This is a genomic window from Lysobacter sp. H23M47, assembly GCF_015209765.1.
GTDB lineage: Bacteria > Pseudomonadota > Gammaproteobacteria > Xanthomonadales > Xanthomonadaceae > Novilysobacter > Novilysobacter avium.
Map to the genome: position 1 here is coordinate 158,487 of NZ_CP063658.1, position 15,710 is coordinate 174,196.

Genomic DNA, 15,710 nt, shown 5'->3' on the forward strand with positions numbered 1-15,710 from the left:
CCGGCGCGGCACCCACCCACGCCCGGAAAGGGCCGCAAGCCGGTGCGGCTGTCGATGATCCTGCCAAGCGCGGTGTTTCTGGTCGGACTGGTCGCCGCGGGCGCGCTGGGCATCCGCCAGCACGACGCGAAGATCGAGGCAATGGGGGCGGCGGTCGACGCCGTTGCCGACAGTGCCAGCAGTGAACTGCAGCGACGGATGAAGCTCTACGAGTACGGCTTGCGCGGAACGCGGGGCGCCGTCCCAGATGACGGCCGGGCGACCCCGGAAGCGCGCCAGCGTTATCGCAACTATGTGATGTCGCGCGATATCGACGCCGAGTTCCCCGGTGCCCGTGGCTTTGCCTATGTGCAACGCGTTACGCCCGCCCGGGAAGCGGCGTTTCTTGCCGGGCAGCGCGAAGGGGGCACCCGGGATTTCGCCATCCAATCGCTGAGTCCCAACGACGGTGACCGCTTCGTCGTCACCTATATCGAGCCCCTGGAGCGTAACCATCCCGCATTGGGGCTGGACATCGCGTCCGAGCCGACGCGACGCGAGGCCGCGCTGGCCGCGTTGGCCAGCGGCCAGCCCACGCTGACCGGGCCGATCACCCTGGTCCAGTCGCGCGGGGAGGCCGGCTACAGCATGTTGCTGCTGTTGCCCGTGTACCGCGGCGGGGTGACACCGCCGCCGGAGCAACGCGCTGCGCTGGCCACCGGCTGGGTGTTTGCGCCGCTGGTTACCGGTGAGTTCCTTGGCGGGAGCACCGATCGCAGTTATTCGGTGGAGTTGCGCGATGTCACCGATCCCGAAGCTCCGGTTGTGCTCAATGCGCTGCCGGCGCAAGGCGCAACGGCCGCGGTCGCCTTCGACCGACACCGCCAGTTGCCGATGTACGGCCGTCGCTGGGAACTGGTGATCCACCCCAGCCGGGAATTGCTCGCCCGCCAGAACATCACCTCGCCGTTGACCGTTGCTTCCACCACACTGGGCGCGGCATCGCTGCTGGCACTGATCCTGCTGCTGGGCTTGTCTGCGCGCGAGCGTCGCCTGCGGGTCTTCAACCGCCGCGCGCGCATGGCGGCGATCGCCGAGAGCTCGCATGACGCCATCATCGCCACCGATGCCGACGGCCGCGTGACCGAGTGGAATGCAGCGGCGACCCAGTTGTTCGGCTACGAGTCCGAGCAGGCACTGAGCGTTGCCCTGGTCGAACTGATCGTGCCGTTCGAGCAGATCCGCGAGGACGCCCGGATCATGGACTCGGCACTGGCAGGCGAGCCGGTGGTGGCGCTGGAGACGGTTCGCCGCCACCAGGACGGCCACCTGATCGAGGTGGAGCTGACGACGGCGCCCATACGCAGCGCAAGGCGCGGCGTGGCCGGGGTGGCGATGACCATCCGCGATATCCGCGAACGCAATCGCAGCGCCCGTGAAGTGCAGGAACTCAATGCCAACCTGGAGCGGCAGGTCCAGGTCCGTACCGCGCAGCTGGAAGCGTCCTCGGCCCTGCGCCGCGCGGTGCTGGACAACGCCGGCTACGGGATCATTGCCACCGACCCCGACGGTGCGATCACCCTGTTCAACCCCGCCGCCGAGCAGATGCTGGGCGTGGCGTCGGATGCCGCACTGGGCAGCAGCGTCGAGCGCTTCCACGACCCGCACGAGATGGCGATCCGCGCGATGCATTGCGAGGCCGAACTCGGCCGGCCGGTCAAAGCAGGTTTCGATGCACTGATTGCACGTGCGCATGAGGCGCCCGAAGCCGGCGAATGGACGTACGTGGCCGCCAGCGGTCGCCGCATCCCGGCCCTGGTCACCATCAGCGCACTGCGCCGCGACGACGGCGGCCTGCTCGGCTATCTCGGCATCGCGGTCGACCTCACCGCGCGCAAGGCACGCGAGGCCGCGCTGAAGTTCAGCGAAGCCAAATTGCGTGGCCTGTTCGAACTGTCCCCGCTGGGCATCGTGCTGACCGACAGCAGCGGCGCGTTCGTGGAATTCAACCCGGCCTTCCAGGAACTGCTCGGCTATCCGCCCGCCGAGCTTCGCAACCTCCACCACAGCGCCATTACACCGAAGGAATACGCGGCCCAGGAACGTCGCGTCCAGGCAACGCTGGATCGCACTGGCAGTTACGGTCCCTACGAGAAGCATTTCCTGCGCAAGGACGGCACCCACGTGCCGGTGCGCCTGAATGGCATGACGCTGGACATCGAGGACGAGCGCTACGTGTGGTCGATCGTGGAGGACATCACCGTGCAGCGCACGGCGGAGACGGCGATGGTGAGCGCCGTGGCCGACGCCGAAGCCGCCAGCCGCGCCAAGAGCGACTTCCTGGCCAACATGAGCCACGAGATCCGCACTCCCATGCACGCCATTCTTGGCATGCTGAAGCTGTTGCAACGCACGCCGCTCAATGCACGCCAGCGCGATTACGCCGCCAATACCGAGCAGGCCGCAAGCACCCTGCTGGCGATCCTCAACGACATCCTCGACTTCTCCAAGATCGAGGCCGGCCACCAGTTGCTGGAATCGCAGGAATTCTCGCTCGACCCGCTGCTGCGCAACCTCGCCACCATCCTGGGCAGCAATGTCGGCGACAAGGACATGGAGATCGTCTACGACCTCGACCCGGCGATTCCGTCCCAGCTGATGGGCGACTCGCTGCGCCTGCAGCAGGTGCTGATCAACCTGGCCGGCAACGCGGTCAAGTTCACCCACTATGGCGAGGTGGTGGTGAGCGCCAGGGTGGCCTCGTGGGACGGGCAGCAGGTCAGCATCCGGTTCGAGGTGCGCGACACCGGCATCGGCATCGCCAGCGACAAGCTGGAGAGCATCTTCGAGGGCTTCACCCAGGCCGAGGCTTCCACGACCCGACGCTTCGGTGGCACCGGGCTGGGCCTGGCGATCAGTCGCAAGCTGGTTCGCCTGATGGGCGGCGAGCTGGGCGTGGACAGCGAGCGCGGCATGGGCAGCCGTTTTCATTTCACCCTCGGCTTCCAGGTCCCCGAAGGCGCGTCGACGCACGCAGACGGGGCCGCGGCCGCCGTCCGGGCAGGCGTGCGGGAACCCATGAAGGCGCTCGTGGTGGACGACAACGACAGTGCGCGCGAGTCGATCCGCGAGATGCTGCTGTCGCTGGGCTGGCAGGTGGACGTCGCCGCCGGCGGCCAGGAAGGTCTGGACAATATCGAGACCGCGCGCGCCGCCGGCCAGCCATATGGCGTGGTGTTCATCGACTGGCGGATGCCCGGCATGGATGGCTGGGAGACCAGCCAGCGCATCCGCGCCGGGCGCAGCAATGGCGCCGAGCCGCTGATCGTGATGGTCACCGCGCACGGCCGCGAGTTGCTCAGCGAGCGCAGCGCGGCGGAGACCTCAGCGCTTGACGGCTTCCTGATGAAACCGGTGACGGTATCGATGCTGCTGGATGCGGTGGCCGGAGTGAATGCGCACGACGGGGCAACGGGTGGCGAAGCCGCGCTGCCTGAGGTGCACCGCCTGCAAGGAATGCGGATCCTCGTGGTCGAGGACAACCCGGCCAACCAGCAGGTGGTCGATGAGCTGCTCTCGGCGGAGGGCGCGGACGTTTCCATCGCCAGTGCCGGTGCGATCGCGCTGCAGTTGCTGGCGGGTGAGCCGACCCGCTACGACGTCGTCCTGATGGACATCCAGATGCCGGACATGGACGGTTACACCGTCACCCGGCGGATCCGGGCGATGCCGGGCTTTGACGCGCTTCCGATCGTGGCGATGACCGCCAACGTCCAGGCCAGTGACCGTGAAGCGAGTTTCGCCGCCGGGATGAACGATCACATCGGCAAGCCCTTCGATCTGGATGACCTGATCGCACGCCTGCGCCACTGGACACACAGCGTCGCGCACGATGAGTCCGCGGGCGGCTACAAACCGGGGCTCCCGACCGCGCCTTCCGCGCCGGGCACCTCCGCCAGCCATCGCGCGGATTCCCGCCAACAGGTCGCTGCAGTCCTCAACGTGGCGGCGACGCTGCAGCGCTTTGCCGGAAACCAGACCGCGCTGGACGGCAATCTGGACCGCTTCGCCAGTGCCGCCCGAAACGTGCACCTGTCGCTGCTCTCGGCTCACGCCGCGGGTGATCGCGAAGCCGTGTTGCGCCACCTGCACACACTTTATGGGTTGGCCGGCATTGCCGGCGCCGAGCAACTGGCCTTGCTGGCGCGCGACGTGTCCAACCGCGCGGTCGCCGCACAAGCTACGGCGGGCGAACTGCCAGACGAGGCGAGCCTGGCCGCGATCGGCAGCGCCATCGACGCGGTCATCGCCGAGATCACTCGCATCCGTCCCGGCGCCGGGAACCCCACGCCAACGCAGGCCGATCCGCAGGCGCCTGCGCGGGACGGTCCGCTGCCGGCAGAACTGACAGCCGGCCTGAGCGAGTTGCGCAAGCTGCTGGCGGCCTCCAGCCTGACGGCATTGGACACCTTCACCGGGCTTCGCCAGGCGCTTGCGCATCATGACCCGCCCGCCGCCGCCGAGATCGATGACGCGCTCGCCAACCTGGCGTTCGCATCGGCGCTGGAGCGGGTCGACACATTGCTGCAGAAGGACCGCCCATGAGCTCAGCCGAGCGAATTCCATCGACGCCGCTGGTCACCGGCCGGCGTGCCCGGATCCTGGTGGTGGATGACCAGCCCACGAACATCCTCACCCTGCACCGCCTGTTCGAGGACGAGCACGACATGTTCATGGCGACGGGTGGCGAACAGGCGCTGGCGTTCTGCCGGCGCACGCCGCCGGACCTGGTGCTGCTGGACGTGGTGATGCCGGAGCCGGGCGGCCTGGCGGTCTGTCGTGCCCTGGCGGCCGATCCGGCCACCCGCGACATCCCGGTGATCTTCGTCACCGGCGTGGACGACCCGGACGGCGAGGCCGCGTGCTGGGATGCCGGCGGGGTGGACTTCATCACCAAGCCGTTCAACGCGCGCACCGTGAGTCACCGCGTGCGCGCCCACCTCACGCTCAAACAGCAGGCGGACCTGTTGCGACGCCTGGCGTGGGTCGACGGCCTGACCGGTATTGCCAACCGCCGCCATTTCGACGACTGCCTGCAGGACGAGTGGAGCCGCTGCGCGCGCCTCGGTTCGCCGCTGTCGCTGGTCAGTTTCGATATCGACCATTTCAAGCGCTTCAATGACAGCAAGGGCCACCTGGCCGGCGACGATGCGTTGCGCGCGGTCGCGGCGGCGGCGGCAGCTTGCGTCTCCCGACCCGGCGACCTGGTGGCGCGCACCGGCGGCGAGGAGTTCGCAGCCCTGCTCTCGCATGTCGACGCGCCCGGTGCGGCGATCGTCGCCGAGCACATCCGCCAGGCGGTGGCCGAGCTGGCGATCGCGCATCCGGACAGTGACCTTGGCAGGATCAGCGTCAGTGTCGGCGTGGCCACCGTCGTTCCCGTGCCCGGCGGCGAGCCGGAGGTTTTGCTGGCGGCCGCGGACCGGGCGCTGTACGCCGCCAAGGCAGCCGGCCGCAACTGCGTGCGGGTCGAGCCGGTCGCGGGCGAGCCCGCGCTGGCACCCTGACCGCAAGGCTGGCGGGATGGGCGCCGACCTCTTCGCCGCGCTGGATGCCGGGACCCGGCTGCGGATGGGCGGGCAGGCGTGGTTGTTGCACGGTTTCGCCCTGGCCGCGATCGACGATCTGCTGCCGGCATTGAAGGACGTCATCCACGCGGCTCCCTTCCGCCACATGACCACGCCGGGCGGTTTGGCGATGTCGGTGGCGACCACCAGCTGCGGTGCGCTGGGCTGGGTCAGTGATCGTCGGGGATATCGCTACGCCCCAAGCGACCCCGCCAGCGGTCGCGAATGGCCAGCGCTACCGGCGCCGATGCTGCACATGGCGATGGCGGCCGCCGCTGCCGCCGGCTTCCCCGACTTCCACCCGGATGCCTGCCTGATCAACCGCTACCGGCCCGGCACCCGGCTCAGCCTGCATCAGGACCGCGACGAGCACGACATGGCCGAGCCGATCGTTTCGGTATCGCTGGGACTGCCGGCCACCTTCCTGTTCGGTGGACTGGCGCGCAGCGACCGTCCGGTGCGCGTGCCGCTGGCCCATGGGGACGTGGTGGTCTGGGGCGGGGTGGACCGGCTGCGCTTCCACGGCGTTTTGCCGGTCGCCCCGGGCGTGCACCCGCAACTGGGCGCGCAGCGGATCAACCTGACGTTTCGCAAGGCCGGTCCCGGTAGCGGAGCGGCCTAGGTCAGTTCGATGCCGAAATGCAGCGCCTCGATCCGCAGGCGTTCGCGCAGGTAGAAAGCATGCGCATCCTGGCGCTGGGTGCCCGAATCCAGCTGCAGGCGCACACAGCCCAGCCGCTTCGCCTCCCCCTTCAGCCAGTCCAGCATCGCCTTGCCGTAGCCGCGGCTGCGCGAATCGGCATCGGTGATCAGGTCATCCACGTACACGTGCTTTCCGACCGCGAGCATCTCCATCACCCGCCACGCCGCGAACGCGCGCGGCACTCCCTGGTCGTCATAGAGGACGCTGGCGCGGCAGCCGTCGTCGGCGATCTGGCGCTGCATCTGGGTCACGAAGCGCTGCTCGTCCAGCTCCGGACGCAACTGGGCGACCACCGGCCACGCCGCGCGCAGCTCGTCGCTGGTGACGACGGTGCGGATGACCGGCATCAGACCCTCAGTTCCACTCGAACAGTTTCCAGTACACCTTGGCATCCTCGGACGCCTCATCCGGGAACCCGTCGCCATCGTCGTCCATCAGGTAATAGGTCGGCCCGCGGCGGGGGGTGACCTTGACCACTTTCAGCTGGCCGTTGACCCGGTATTCCTGGATCACGTCGCCGTTGTCCTGCACGCTCTCGATCACCTCCGCATTGCGCAGGTCCGCAGTCGGGTCGTTCGGGTCGGGCTGGCCGCCGGTGGTGGTGCAGCCGGCCAGCGCGAGGGAAAGCGCGATCAACAGGGTCGGGACGATACGCATGGCGCACTCTCCATTCGATTGAGACAAGGGTGGCGGCGCGAGGGCCGGACACGGTTCAGGATACCGCGCGTGCATGTGGGCGGGACGGCAAAGCTCCGCAGGAGCGCGCTGCGCAGCTGGTGAGCCGCCGTTACCGGCATGGCAAGTAGAATCAACGCATGAAAAGACTCGTTCTGATCGACGGTTCCAGCTACCTCTACCGCGCCTTCCACGCGCTGCCGCCACTGACCAACGCCGACGGCGAGCCGACCGGCGCGCTGTTCGGGGTGGTCAACATGCTGCGCGCCACCTTGAAGGAGAACCCGGACTACATCGCGTTCGTGGTCGATGCGCCCGGCAGGACCTTCCGCGACGACCTGGATCCCGACTACAAGGCCAACCGCCCGCCGATGCCCGATGACCTGCGCCCGCAGGTGCAGCCGATGTGCGACATCGTGCACGCACTGGGTATCGACATCATCCGCATCGACGGCGTCGAGGCCGATGATGTGATCGGGACGCTCGCGGTGCAGGCGGCCGATGCCGGCATCGACGTGACCATCTCCACCAGCGACAAGGACTTCGCCCAGCTGGTGCGCAGTGGCCAGGATGACAACGGGGCGCCGCGCGCGGGTATCGCGCTGGTCAACACCATGAGCGGCACCCGCATGGACAGCGACGCGGCGGTGATCGAAAAGCACGGCGTGCGCGCGGACCAGATCGTCGATTACCTGGCGCTGATGGGCGACAAGATCGACAACATCCCCGGCGTGGACAAGTGCGGCCCGAAAACCGCGGCCAAATGGCTGGCCGAGCACGGCACCCTGGATGGCGTGATCGCCAACGCCGACAGCATCAAGGGCAAGATCGGCGAGAACCTGCGCGCCGCGCTGCACCGCCTGCCGCTCAACCGCACCCTGACCACGATCAAGCTGGATGTCGACGTGGGTCTCAGCCCCACCGAACTGGTCCTGCGCGAGCAGCACGTGGAGGAGCTGCGCGGCCTGTACGCGCGCTATGGCTTCAAGCAGGCCCTGCGTGACCTGGGCGGGGATCCCGGGGATGCCGGCGATGGCCGGGGCGATGCGGCGACCGATGCCGGCAGCGTGCGCAACACGGCCGCCGGCTACGCGCGCAACAACACGGCCGTGTCCGAGGCGCCGGATCCCGCGCTGTCCGCCCCCGGCGAGTACGAGTGCGTGGACACCCGCGCAAAGCTCGATGCGTGGATTGCCCGCCTGCAGGACGCCGACGAGTTTGCCTTCGACACCGAGACCGACTCGCTCGACGCGATGCGCGCCAACCTGGTCGGCCTGAGCTTCGCGGTCGAGCCGGGCCGTGCCTGCTATATCCCGCTCGGCCACGACTACCCGGGCGCGCCGGCGCAGCTGGACCGCGCCGAGGTGCTCGACGCCCTGCGCCCGCTGCTGACCGACCCGGCCAGGCGCAAGATCGGCCAGCACGGCAAATACGAGATGCACGTGCTGCGGCGCCACGGCGTACCGATCGGCGGCTACGCCGACGACACCATGCTGCAGAGCTTCGTCCTCAACGCCACCGCCACCCGCCACGACATGGACTCGCTCGCCCTGCGTTACCTGGGCTACGAGACCACCAAGTACACCGACATCGCCGGCAAGGGCGCCAAGCAGATCACCTTCAACCAGGTGGCGGTCGACGATGCCGTCAACTACGGCGCCGAGGACGCCGACATCACCCTGCGCCTGCACCGCGTGCTGTCGGCGAAGCTGGCCGAAGAGCCCGCACTGGAGAAGGTCTACCGGGAGATCGAGATGCCGCTGGTGCCGGTGCTGGAACGCATCGAGGCCAACGGCGTGCTGGTCGACGCCGACGAACTGCGAAAACAGTCGGCCGACCTGGGCAAGCGCATGCTGGAGGCACAGCAGAAGGCGACCGAGCTGGCCGGTCGCAGCTTCAACCTGGATTCGCCCAAGCAGGTGTGCGCGCTGCTGTTCGAGGAGCTCAAGCTGCCGGCGATGGTGAAAACGCCCAAGGGCCAGCCCTCGGCGAACGAGGAGGCGCTGGAGGCGATCGCCGACCTGCATGAGCTGCCGCGCGTGATCCTGGATTACCGCAGCCTGGCCAAGCTGCGCGGCACCTACACCGACAAGCTGCCGCAGATGATCAACCCCGACACCGGTCGGCTCCATACCAGTTACCACCAGGCGGGAGCTGCCACCGGACGTCTGGCCTCCAGCGACCCCAACCTGCAGAACATCCCGATCCGCACCGTCGATGGCCGCCACATCCGCACCGCGTTCGTCGCCCCGCCGGGCCGGCGCATCGTCGCCTGCGACTATTCGCAGATCGAGCTGCGGATCATGGCCCACCTGTCGGGCGACGAGGGCCTGCTGCGTGCATTCGCGGCCGGCGCCGACATCCACAAGGCGACCGCCGCCGAGGTGTTCGGCAAGACGCTGGAGACCGTCAGCAGCGACGACCGCCGCGCCGCCAAGGCGATCAACTTCGGCCTGATGTACGGCATGAGCGCGTTCGGGTTGGCCAAGCAGCTGGGCGTGTCCCGTGGCGATGCGCAGGACTACATCGGCCTGTACTTCGCCCGCTACCCGGGCGTGCGCGAGTTCATGGACCGCACCCGCGAGCAGGCCCGCGAGCGCGGCTATGTGGAGACCGTGTTCGGCCGCCGCCTGTATCTGGACAACATCCACGCCCGCAACCAGGGCCTGCGTGCCGGCGCCGAGCGCGCGGCGATCAACGCGCCGATGCAGGGCACCGCGGCGGACATCATCAAGCGCGCCATGATCGAGATCCACTCATGGCTTGCCGATCACGCCGGGCGCGCCCTGATGATCCTGCAGGTGCACGATGAGCTGGTGTTCGAGGTCGATGCCGATTTTGTCGACACGCTGCTCGAGGAGGTGGTCGCGCGCATGGTCGGTGCCGCGCAATTGCGGGTGCCCCTGTTGGTGGAAAGCGGCGTGGGCGCCAACTGGGATGAAGCGCACTGAGGATGAACCGGCTTGCGACCCCTGGAAGCTGAGTTGGCCGAATCGGGCGGAAGCCCCACCCCGGGGTGCTAAACCCCCGCTTCCGGGCCCTTGGGGAATGGCTGCCGGACCGTTTTGGCAAAGTTCGCCCCAGCTCATTCGAATAACGTTATTTTAACAGCACGTTCGAAGACATTCGGGCAATGAATCGCTCCTGAATCTTATCGGTCACCGGCATCGATCTTCACGAACTGTCAATGTGGAAAGTGGTCATATGCTCGCGACAGGTGCAACGCCTGTCGCAGATCTCTCCCTCCCCTGGAGTGATCCCGGAGCCAAAGCCCCTCCCCAGGCCTGGCTCCACCAGCCCCGCCGGCCCCCCCTGCCTGCGGGGCTTTTTATTGCCCGCGGTTCCAACTCAAGCCAACTCGTTCAACCAGTCGCGCGGCCGCAGGTAGTCGGCCAGCCTCGCTTCCGCGCTGCCGGCTTCCGGCGTGTAGCCGTATTCCCAGCGCACCAAGGGCGGCAGGCTCATCAGGATCGATTCGCTGCGCCCGCCCGACTGCAGGCCGAACAGGGTGCCGCGGTCCAGCACCAGGTTGAACTCGACGTAGCGGCCGCGCCGGTAGAGCTGGAACTGGCGCTCGTGATCGCCGTAGGGAACGTCCTTGCGCCGCTCCACGATCGGCAGGTAGGCATCCAGGAAGCCGTCGCCGACCGCGCGCATGTAGCCGAACTCGCGCTCGAAGTCCTCGCTCAGGTCATCGAAGAACAGCCCGCCGACGCCGCGCGTCTCGTTGCGGTGCTTGACGAAAAAGTACTCGTCGCACCAGCGCTTGTGCGCCTCGTAGCGGGCGTCACCGCCGAAGGGCGCGCACAGCTCGCGCGCGGTGCGGTGCCAGTGCAGCACGTCTTCATCGAAGGGATAGAACGGGGTCAGGTCGAAGCCGCCGCCGAACCAGGAAGCAACAGTTTCGCCGTCACGCATGGCGCGGAAATGGCGCACGTTGGCATGGGTGGTCGGCAGGAAAGGATTGCGTGGGTGGAACACCAGCGATACGCCGATCGCCCGCCACGCCGCTCCGGCCAGCTCCGGACGATTGGCGCTTGCCGACGGCGGCAGCGTGCTGCCGGAGACATCCGAGAAGCCGATGCCGGCCTGCTCGAACACCGCGCCGTCGCGCAGGATGCGGGTACGACCGCCGCCGCCTTCGGCGCGGACCCAGTTGTCCTCGCCGAAGCGGGCGCTGCCGTCAGCCTGCTCGATCGCGGCGCAGATGCGGTCCTGCAGGTCGGTGAGGTAGCTGCGGACACGCGCGAAGTCGTGGTCGGATTCTTTGTGAGATGTGGACAGGTTCATCCGTCCATTCTAGTGGACACCCGCCACCGCATCGGTCCACTCAAGGCAGGGTGATGGTCACGTGCGCGGTCTTGCCCGGCATCTGCACGACCTGCTGATACCCGGCCAGCTGTTTGCCGGTATCCCGCGCCAGCATCGCGCTCAGGGTGAAATACGCCCCCAGGCCAAGCACCGCGAACAACGCCAGCGGCGCCCACAGCGGCATGACCCGGCGCAGCGCGTGGGTGACCCGGTCCGGCGGCGCCCAGTGCGGCGCGAAGCCGGTGCGCTTGCCCTTCAGGTAGACGATCTCGTCGCCCAGACGGGCGACCAGATAGCCGAGCTTTTCCGGGCCTTCCAGACGGTACTTGCCCTCGAAGCCGAGCAGCAGGCAGTAGTGGTAGACCTCCAGCGACGGGAGCCGCGGCGCGCCCTGCGCGCGCAACTCCTCCAGGCGGTCGAAGAAGTGCTCGCCGGCGAGGTGCTCGCCGAACAGGCGCAACTGCAAGGGGTTGCGTTCCCATTCCTCGCGCAGCGACGAGGGCTGGCCGAGCATTGCCTCGTCCACCGCCGCGCAGAAGGCGTATTTCGCCGCATAGATGTCCTCGGCGGCGATGTCGAGCTTGGCCGCGCCGCGTTCCACACCTTCCAGGAAGCGCTGGATTGAGGCCACGAAGCCGCTCTCGCTGGACGGCAACTGGCCGCGCTTGAGCAGCATCAACAGGTAGAAGCCGTCGGCCATCAGCTCCAGCAGGCTGCGCGGAGTGGCGGCGCCGGACTGCGGCAGCCCGGCATGGGCCGGGCCCAGCGAGGGCATGCGGTGGGGAACCGGCGGGTTGGGGTAGTTCATGGCGTCCTGCCTGGCGTGGGTGGTGTTGTGGTGGGTAGCTGCGTTACGGCGCCACGGCGATCAGCTCGAGCTTCAGCTCGCGCACGCCCGAGGGCACGTAGATCATCAGCGACTGGGCCTTGAGCATGCGCTCGTACAACGGGCCGCGTGCCTCGATGGCGAAGTACTGCGCGCCGGTACGCACCGGGATGGCGCCGGGAACCTGCGCGGCGTGGACCAGCTTCACGCCCGGCAACGCCGACAGCACGCACTTGTCCACGTCGTCCGGCGCGCCGACCTTGAAGCGCACCGGCACCGTCTGGACCAGCTCGTTGGCCGGCATGTCCGCGCTGACCCCGAGGTAGAACGCGGAATCCTCGTCGATGCGCTGGGAATCCAGGCGGCCGAGATGGAAAGACGGCTTGACCTCGCTGAGCGCGATCTTGAAGTAGCGCGCGGAAATCACGGTATCCAGCAGGGCGCGGATGATCTCGAACAGGCGCTCGAACCCGGCCTCGGGTTGCGCGTGCTGGTAGTTGGGCAGGTCGGCCAGGGTGTGGCTGCGCGAGAACGTCAGCAGCCCGCCGGCCAGGCGCAGCAGCTCCTGATGCAACCGCTCCGGGTGCAGGCCCGGATGGCGGAACAGGTGCGAGAGCGCGGCAAAGGCGCCATTGACGGTGTGCAGCAACCAGAACGAGGCGATGTCGCCGGACCGGAACTCGACCACCGATTGGGACGCCTCGCGGTGCAGGCCGTGCAGGGCGTCCGCCTTGGCCTGCAGGCTGTCCAGCAGGCGCCGCAACTGCAGCTGCAGCTGCGGCGCCGATCCCAGACTGAGGCTGGGCGCGACAAAGCCCTGGTCGATCTCGAAGCCGCCGGTCGCGCTGCGGCGGATGCGCGCGACCGGCACGCTGACATACGGGTCGCGCGGCTCATCATCGCGCAGCAGGCGCACGTTCTTGCCCAGGTAGGCCAGCTCGGCCTCGCCCGCATCCGTGTACAGATCGGTCGTCGCCCGGTTGGCCTGCATGTAGCGGCTGTTGCCGCCGCTGTCGGGCGCACCGGCGCAGTTGCCGCCATGCTCTTTCAGCAGCGGCAGCGCCAGATGCACGGTGGTCGTCTGCACCCCATCGGGCAGGCTTTCCAGTGACATTGCCTCGGGCAGCAGGTCATCGCCGGGCGCGCTGTAGAACTCGCCGTCGGGGAATATCACCGAGAGTTGCTGCGGGCGCAGTGTCCCGGCGGCCAGGGCCTGGCCATCGAATTCGGCGTGGCGCAACCCCCAGGAATAGGGCGCGATGGTGGTGGCCATGCGCTGCACGCGGGCCTCGTGGTACGCGTCCTGACGCTGGAAGTGCTGCGGGCGCAGGAACAGGCCCTCGCCCCAGAAAACCTTTGACATCCCGGTCATGCGTCACTCGATCCTTTGATAAATCCCGGCGTTCCATGCGTTCGCCGGCAGGTTACACCATGTGTGGAAGAACTCTCCCGGCCGTCCGGATCACCTTCCGAGCGGTCCACAGCGGCTGGACGACAGGCTGTGCGGGGGCGTCGAAAGTTTCGTGATCAGTCCTGCGGAGGCGGTGGTCATCGCGCAGCCGTGCAGGCCGACGGTAATGCCTTCGGCGTTGGTCTGGCCGGTGTCGAAGGTGAACCGCCAGCGGGTGGGTGCGGGGGCACGGAACAGTGCGACAACGCCGACGCGGTTGCCATCGTCGGCCAGCGCTTCCAGCACTTCATGTCGCTTGCCGGGCGTGAGCAGGAATTCGGTGACCGAAACGAGGTCATCGCCGAGCACGTCGTGCTCGCGCCGCTCGTCCAGGAACACGTCGAAGGCGGCTTCGTTGAAGCGCTTGGCATTGCGCAACTGGTACACACGAACGACCAGCGCGGCCGCTCGCCCATCGTCTCCGGTGTTGAGGTTGTCGCCTGCATACAGGCGGATGGGCAGCTCGCCGGACTGCGCTTCACCCTGCTTGAGGCCGACCGCCTGCAGCGTCTTGCCGAATGCCTGTTTGACGCCAGCGCCCTGGCTCGCGCATCCGCAGACCGCCAGACAGGCGGCTGTGACCAGAAGCAAGCAAAGCCGTCGCGCGGCGCTGATGGGCGGGCGCGACGGCCGTGTGCGCGAAGAGGGTGATTCAAGGGAATCCGTATCGGAACAGCGGTAACCAGCATCCATTGCGTGCCACTCCATTCGTGAATTCGGGCCTCCATGCCTGGATCACCATGCCGGGAATATCCCCGCCACGGCAACCGTGGCTTGCTCCGACGACACGCGACGGCATGTGCCGACTTGGCATCAAGCCATGCATGGTCAACAATACCCGCCGCCAACGAACCGCTTGACGGCCGGTGGCGTAGGCTACTATATCTAGTCGAAGGCGCAGCAAGTGCCTTCGTACTGTTCATGGAGTGACAGGCCGCCGCACCAAGTGCGCGGTTCACAAGGAGAGTGGAGAGATGCAGCGGTTCCCGTATTCCGTCTTCTGCCGTGTGCTGGGTGTTGCCACGCTGGTGCCGATCCTGGCCGCGTGCAGCACGATGCCGGCCAAGACCGGTGGCTACGCGATGGTGCTGGAGAACGCGGAGGCCGCCGTCAAGGCGGGCCGCGTCGAGTCGGCGCTGGTCAGCTTCGACGAAGCGGCCCAGGCCGACCCCACCAGCAAGCAGCCATGGCTGCGGATCGCCCAGTTGCAATTCGATGCCGGGAACTACGGCCGCGCCATCGTCGCTGCTGAAGAAGTCCTGCAACGCGATCCCGCCGACCAGGTCGCCGACAGCGTCTTGACCGTCTCCGGCCTGCGCATCGCGTCGCAATCGCTGGAGCGGCTGCAGGGCAGTGGTGCTCTGGCTTCGCAAACGGCCCGCATCGAAGCCGAGCGTCTGGCTGCGACCATGCGCGCCACCATGGGCGACACCATCCTCGACAGCGGCCCACCGCCAGCCCCTAAGGCCCGCACGCGCACCCCGACACGACGCGCCAGCACGCCACCGCCGAAGCCGGCGACGCCGGCCGCCGAGAAGCCGAAGAGCGCTTCGGATATCGCCAACCCCTTCGGTGGCATGGGCAACTGAGCCTCCGAATTCGCACGTGATCGTCAGGGAGACGATGAAGATGTCCAAGAAGGAAAGCACCCAGAAGCGCCTGCAGAAGGTGCGTCCGCCGCGCGTCCAGCTCACCTACGACGTGGAGAAGGGCGATGCGATCGAGCAGAAGGAAATTCCTTTCGTCGTCGGCGTGCTGGGTGACTTCAGCGGCCTGCCCGAGGCGCCGTTGCCGAAGCTGAAGGACCGCAAGTTCGTCAACGTGGACCTGGACAACTTCGATGAGGTGATCTCCGGCATGGCGCCGCGCGCCGCCTTCCGGGTGCCGAACAAGCTCTCCGACAACGGCGGCGAGTTCGCCGTCGAGCTGATGTTCAACTCGATCGACGACTTCCGCCCCGAGGCGGTGGTCCAGCAGGTCCAACCGCTGCGCAAGCTGCTGGAAGCGCGCTCCAAGCTCGCCGACCTGCGCAACAAGGTGGCCGGAAACGAGAAGCTCGAAGACCTGCTCAACGATGTTCTGGCCAATACCGAGCAGCTCCGGCAGCTCGGCCAGAACGACCCGGCTGACGAGGAGTAA

Annotated in this window: 12 protein-coding genes; 6 read left to right on the forward strand and 6 right to left on the reverse strand. The window is 67.7% G+C overall.

What is annotated here, in order from left to right:
• Window positions 1–54 precede the first annotated feature (54 nt).
• The 3 genes from INQ43_RS00725 to alkB are packed head-to-tail and all read left to right on the forward strand — an operon-like array spanning window position 55 to window position 6,228.
• Entirely contained in the window at window positions 55–4,584 is a 4,530-nt protein-coding gene (locus INQ43_RS00725) for a PAS domain S-box protein (RefSeq protein WP_228062564.1), read from the forward strand.
• Window positions 4,581–5,546, forward strand: coding sequence for a diguanylate cyclase (locus tag INQ43_RS00730; protein WP_194036797.1), 966 nt, complete (start codon window positions 4,581–4,583; stop codon window positions 5,544–5,546). The genes INQ43_RS00725 and INQ43_RS00730 overlap by 4 nt, the downstream gene beginning before the upstream one ends.
• A gap of 16 nt (window positions 5,547–5,562) precedes the next feature.
• Entirely contained in the window at window positions 5,563–6,228 is a 666-nt protein-coding gene (alkB, locus tag INQ43_RS00735; protein ID WP_194036798.1) for a DNA oxidative demethylase AlkB, read from the forward strand.
• Here the strand turns inward: alkB and INQ43_RS00740 are convergent.
• Together INQ43_RS00740 and INQ43_RS00745 are read right to left on the reverse strand one after the other, a co-directional pair.
• Entirely contained in the window at window positions 6,225–6,656 is a 432-nt protein-coding gene (locus tag INQ43_RS00740; protein WP_194036799.1) for a GNAT family N-acetyltransferase, read from the reverse strand. The genes alkB and INQ43_RS00740 overlap by 4 nt on opposite strands.
• 7 nt (window positions 6,657–6,663) lie before the next feature.
• Window positions 6,664–6,966, reverse strand: coding sequence for a DUF2782 domain-containing protein (locus tag INQ43_RS00745; RefSeq protein ID WP_194034732.1), 303 nt, complete (start codon window positions 6,964–6,966; stop codon window positions 6,664–6,666).
• A gap of 158 nt (window positions 6,967–7,124) precedes the next feature.
• Between INQ43_RS00745 and polA the strand changes: the two genes are divergently transcribed.
• On the forward strand, window positions 7,125–9,935 hold the full coding sequence (gene polA / locus INQ43_RS00750; protein ID WP_194036800.1) for a DNA polymerase I: 2,811 nt from the start codon (window positions 7,125–7,127) through the stop codon (window positions 9,933–9,935).
• Window positions 9,936–10,332: 397 nt separating this feature from the next.
• Here polA and hemF read toward each other — a convergent pair whose 3' ends face one another.
• The 4 genes from hemF to tssJ form a co-directional block, all read right to left on the reverse strand.
• Window positions 10,333–11,274, reverse strand: coding sequence for an oxygen-dependent coproporphyrinogen oxidase (gene hemF, locus INQ43_RS00755; RefSeq protein WP_194036801.1), 942 nt, complete (start codon window positions 11,272–11,274; stop codon window positions 10,333–10,335).
• Between the two features lie 40 nt (window positions 11,275–11,314).
• A complete protein-coding gene (gene icmH, locus INQ43_RS00760) occupies window positions 11,315–12,103 on the reverse strand; it encodes a type IVB secretion system protein IcmH/DotU (RefSeq protein ID WP_194036802.1) in 789 nt (262 codons plus the stop codon).
• Window positions 12,104–12,146: 43 nt separating this feature from the next.
• Window positions 12,147–13,484: a type VI secretion system baseplate subunit TssK gene (gene tssK / locus INQ43_RS00765; RefSeq protein WP_343221412.1), complete on the reverse strand. Its 1,338-nt coding sequence runs from the start codon at window positions 13,482–13,484 to the stop codon at window positions 12,147–12,149.
• 99 nt (window positions 13,485–13,583) lie between these two features.
• Complete coding sequence (tssJ, locus tag INQ43_RS00770; RefSeq protein ID WP_228062565.1) at window positions 13,584–14,162, reverse strand: type VI secretion system lipoprotein TssJ; 579 nt, start codon at window positions 14,160–14,162, stop codon at window positions 13,584–13,586.
• A 383-nt stretch (window positions 14,163–14,545) separates the two neighbouring features.
• On the opposite strand from tssJ, the gene INQ43_RS00775 reads away from it, so the two are divergent.
• On the forward strand, window positions 14,546–15,160 hold the full coding sequence (locus tag INQ43_RS00775; RefSeq protein ID WP_194036805.1) for a tetratricopeptide repeat protein: 615 nt from the start codon (window positions 14,546–14,548) through the stop codon (window positions 15,158–15,160).
• Between the two features lie 40 nt (window positions 15,161–15,200).
• Window positions 15,201–15,710, forward strand: coding sequence for a type VI secretion system contractile sheath small subunit (gene tssB, locus INQ43_RS00780; protein ID WP_194037498.1), 510 nt, complete (start codon window positions 15,201–15,203; stop codon window positions 15,708–15,710).

What these genes read in the sequence shown, in the direction of transcription:
- INQ43_RS00745 (WP_194034732.1), bottom strand. Translation starts at nt 6,966, where the DNA reads ATGCGTATCGTCCCGACCCTGTTGATCGCGCTTTCCCTCGCGCTGGCC.
- INQ43_RS00775 (WP_194036805.1), top strand. Translation starts at nt 14,546, where the DNA reads ATGCAGCGGTTCCCGTATTCCGTCTTCTGCCGTGTGCTGGGTGTTGCC.
- alkB (WP_194036798.1), top strand. Translation starts at nt 5,563, where the DNA reads ATGGGCGCCGACCTCTTCGCCGCGCTGGATGCCGGGACCCGGCTGCGG.
- tssK (WP_343221412.1), bottom strand. Translation starts at nt 13,484, where the DNA reads ATGTCAAAGGTTTTCTGGGGCGAGGGCCTGTTCCTGCGCCCGCAGCAC.
- polA (WP_194036800.1), top strand. Translation starts at nt 7,125, where the DNA reads ATGAAAAGACTCGTTCTGATCGACGGTTCCAGCTACCTCTACCGCGCC.
- hemF (WP_194036801.1), bottom strand. Translation starts at nt 11,274, where the DNA reads ATGAACCTGTCCACATCTCACAAAGAATCCGACCACGACTTCGCGCGT.
- tssB (WP_194037498.1), top strand. Translation starts at nt 15,201, where the DNA reads ATGTCCAAGAAGGAAAGCACCCAGAAGCGCCTGCAGAAGGTGCGTCCG.
- icmH (WP_194036802.1), bottom strand. Translation starts at nt 12,103, where the DNA reads ATGAACTACCCCAACCCGCCGGTTCCCCACCGCATGCCCTCGCTGGGC.
- INQ43_RS00740 (WP_194036799.1), bottom strand. Translation starts at nt 6,656, where the DNA reads ATGCCGGTCATCCGCACCGTCGTCACCAGCGACGAGCTGCGCGCGGCG.
- INQ43_RS00730 (WP_194036797.1), top strand. Translation starts at nt 4,581, where the DNA reads ATGAGCTCAGCCGAGCGAATTCCATCGACGCCGCTGGTCACCGGCCGG.
- INQ43_RS00725 (WP_228062564.1), top strand. Translation starts at nt 55, where the DNA reads ATGATCCTGCCAAGCGCGGTGTTTCTGGTCGGACTGGTCGCCGCGGGC.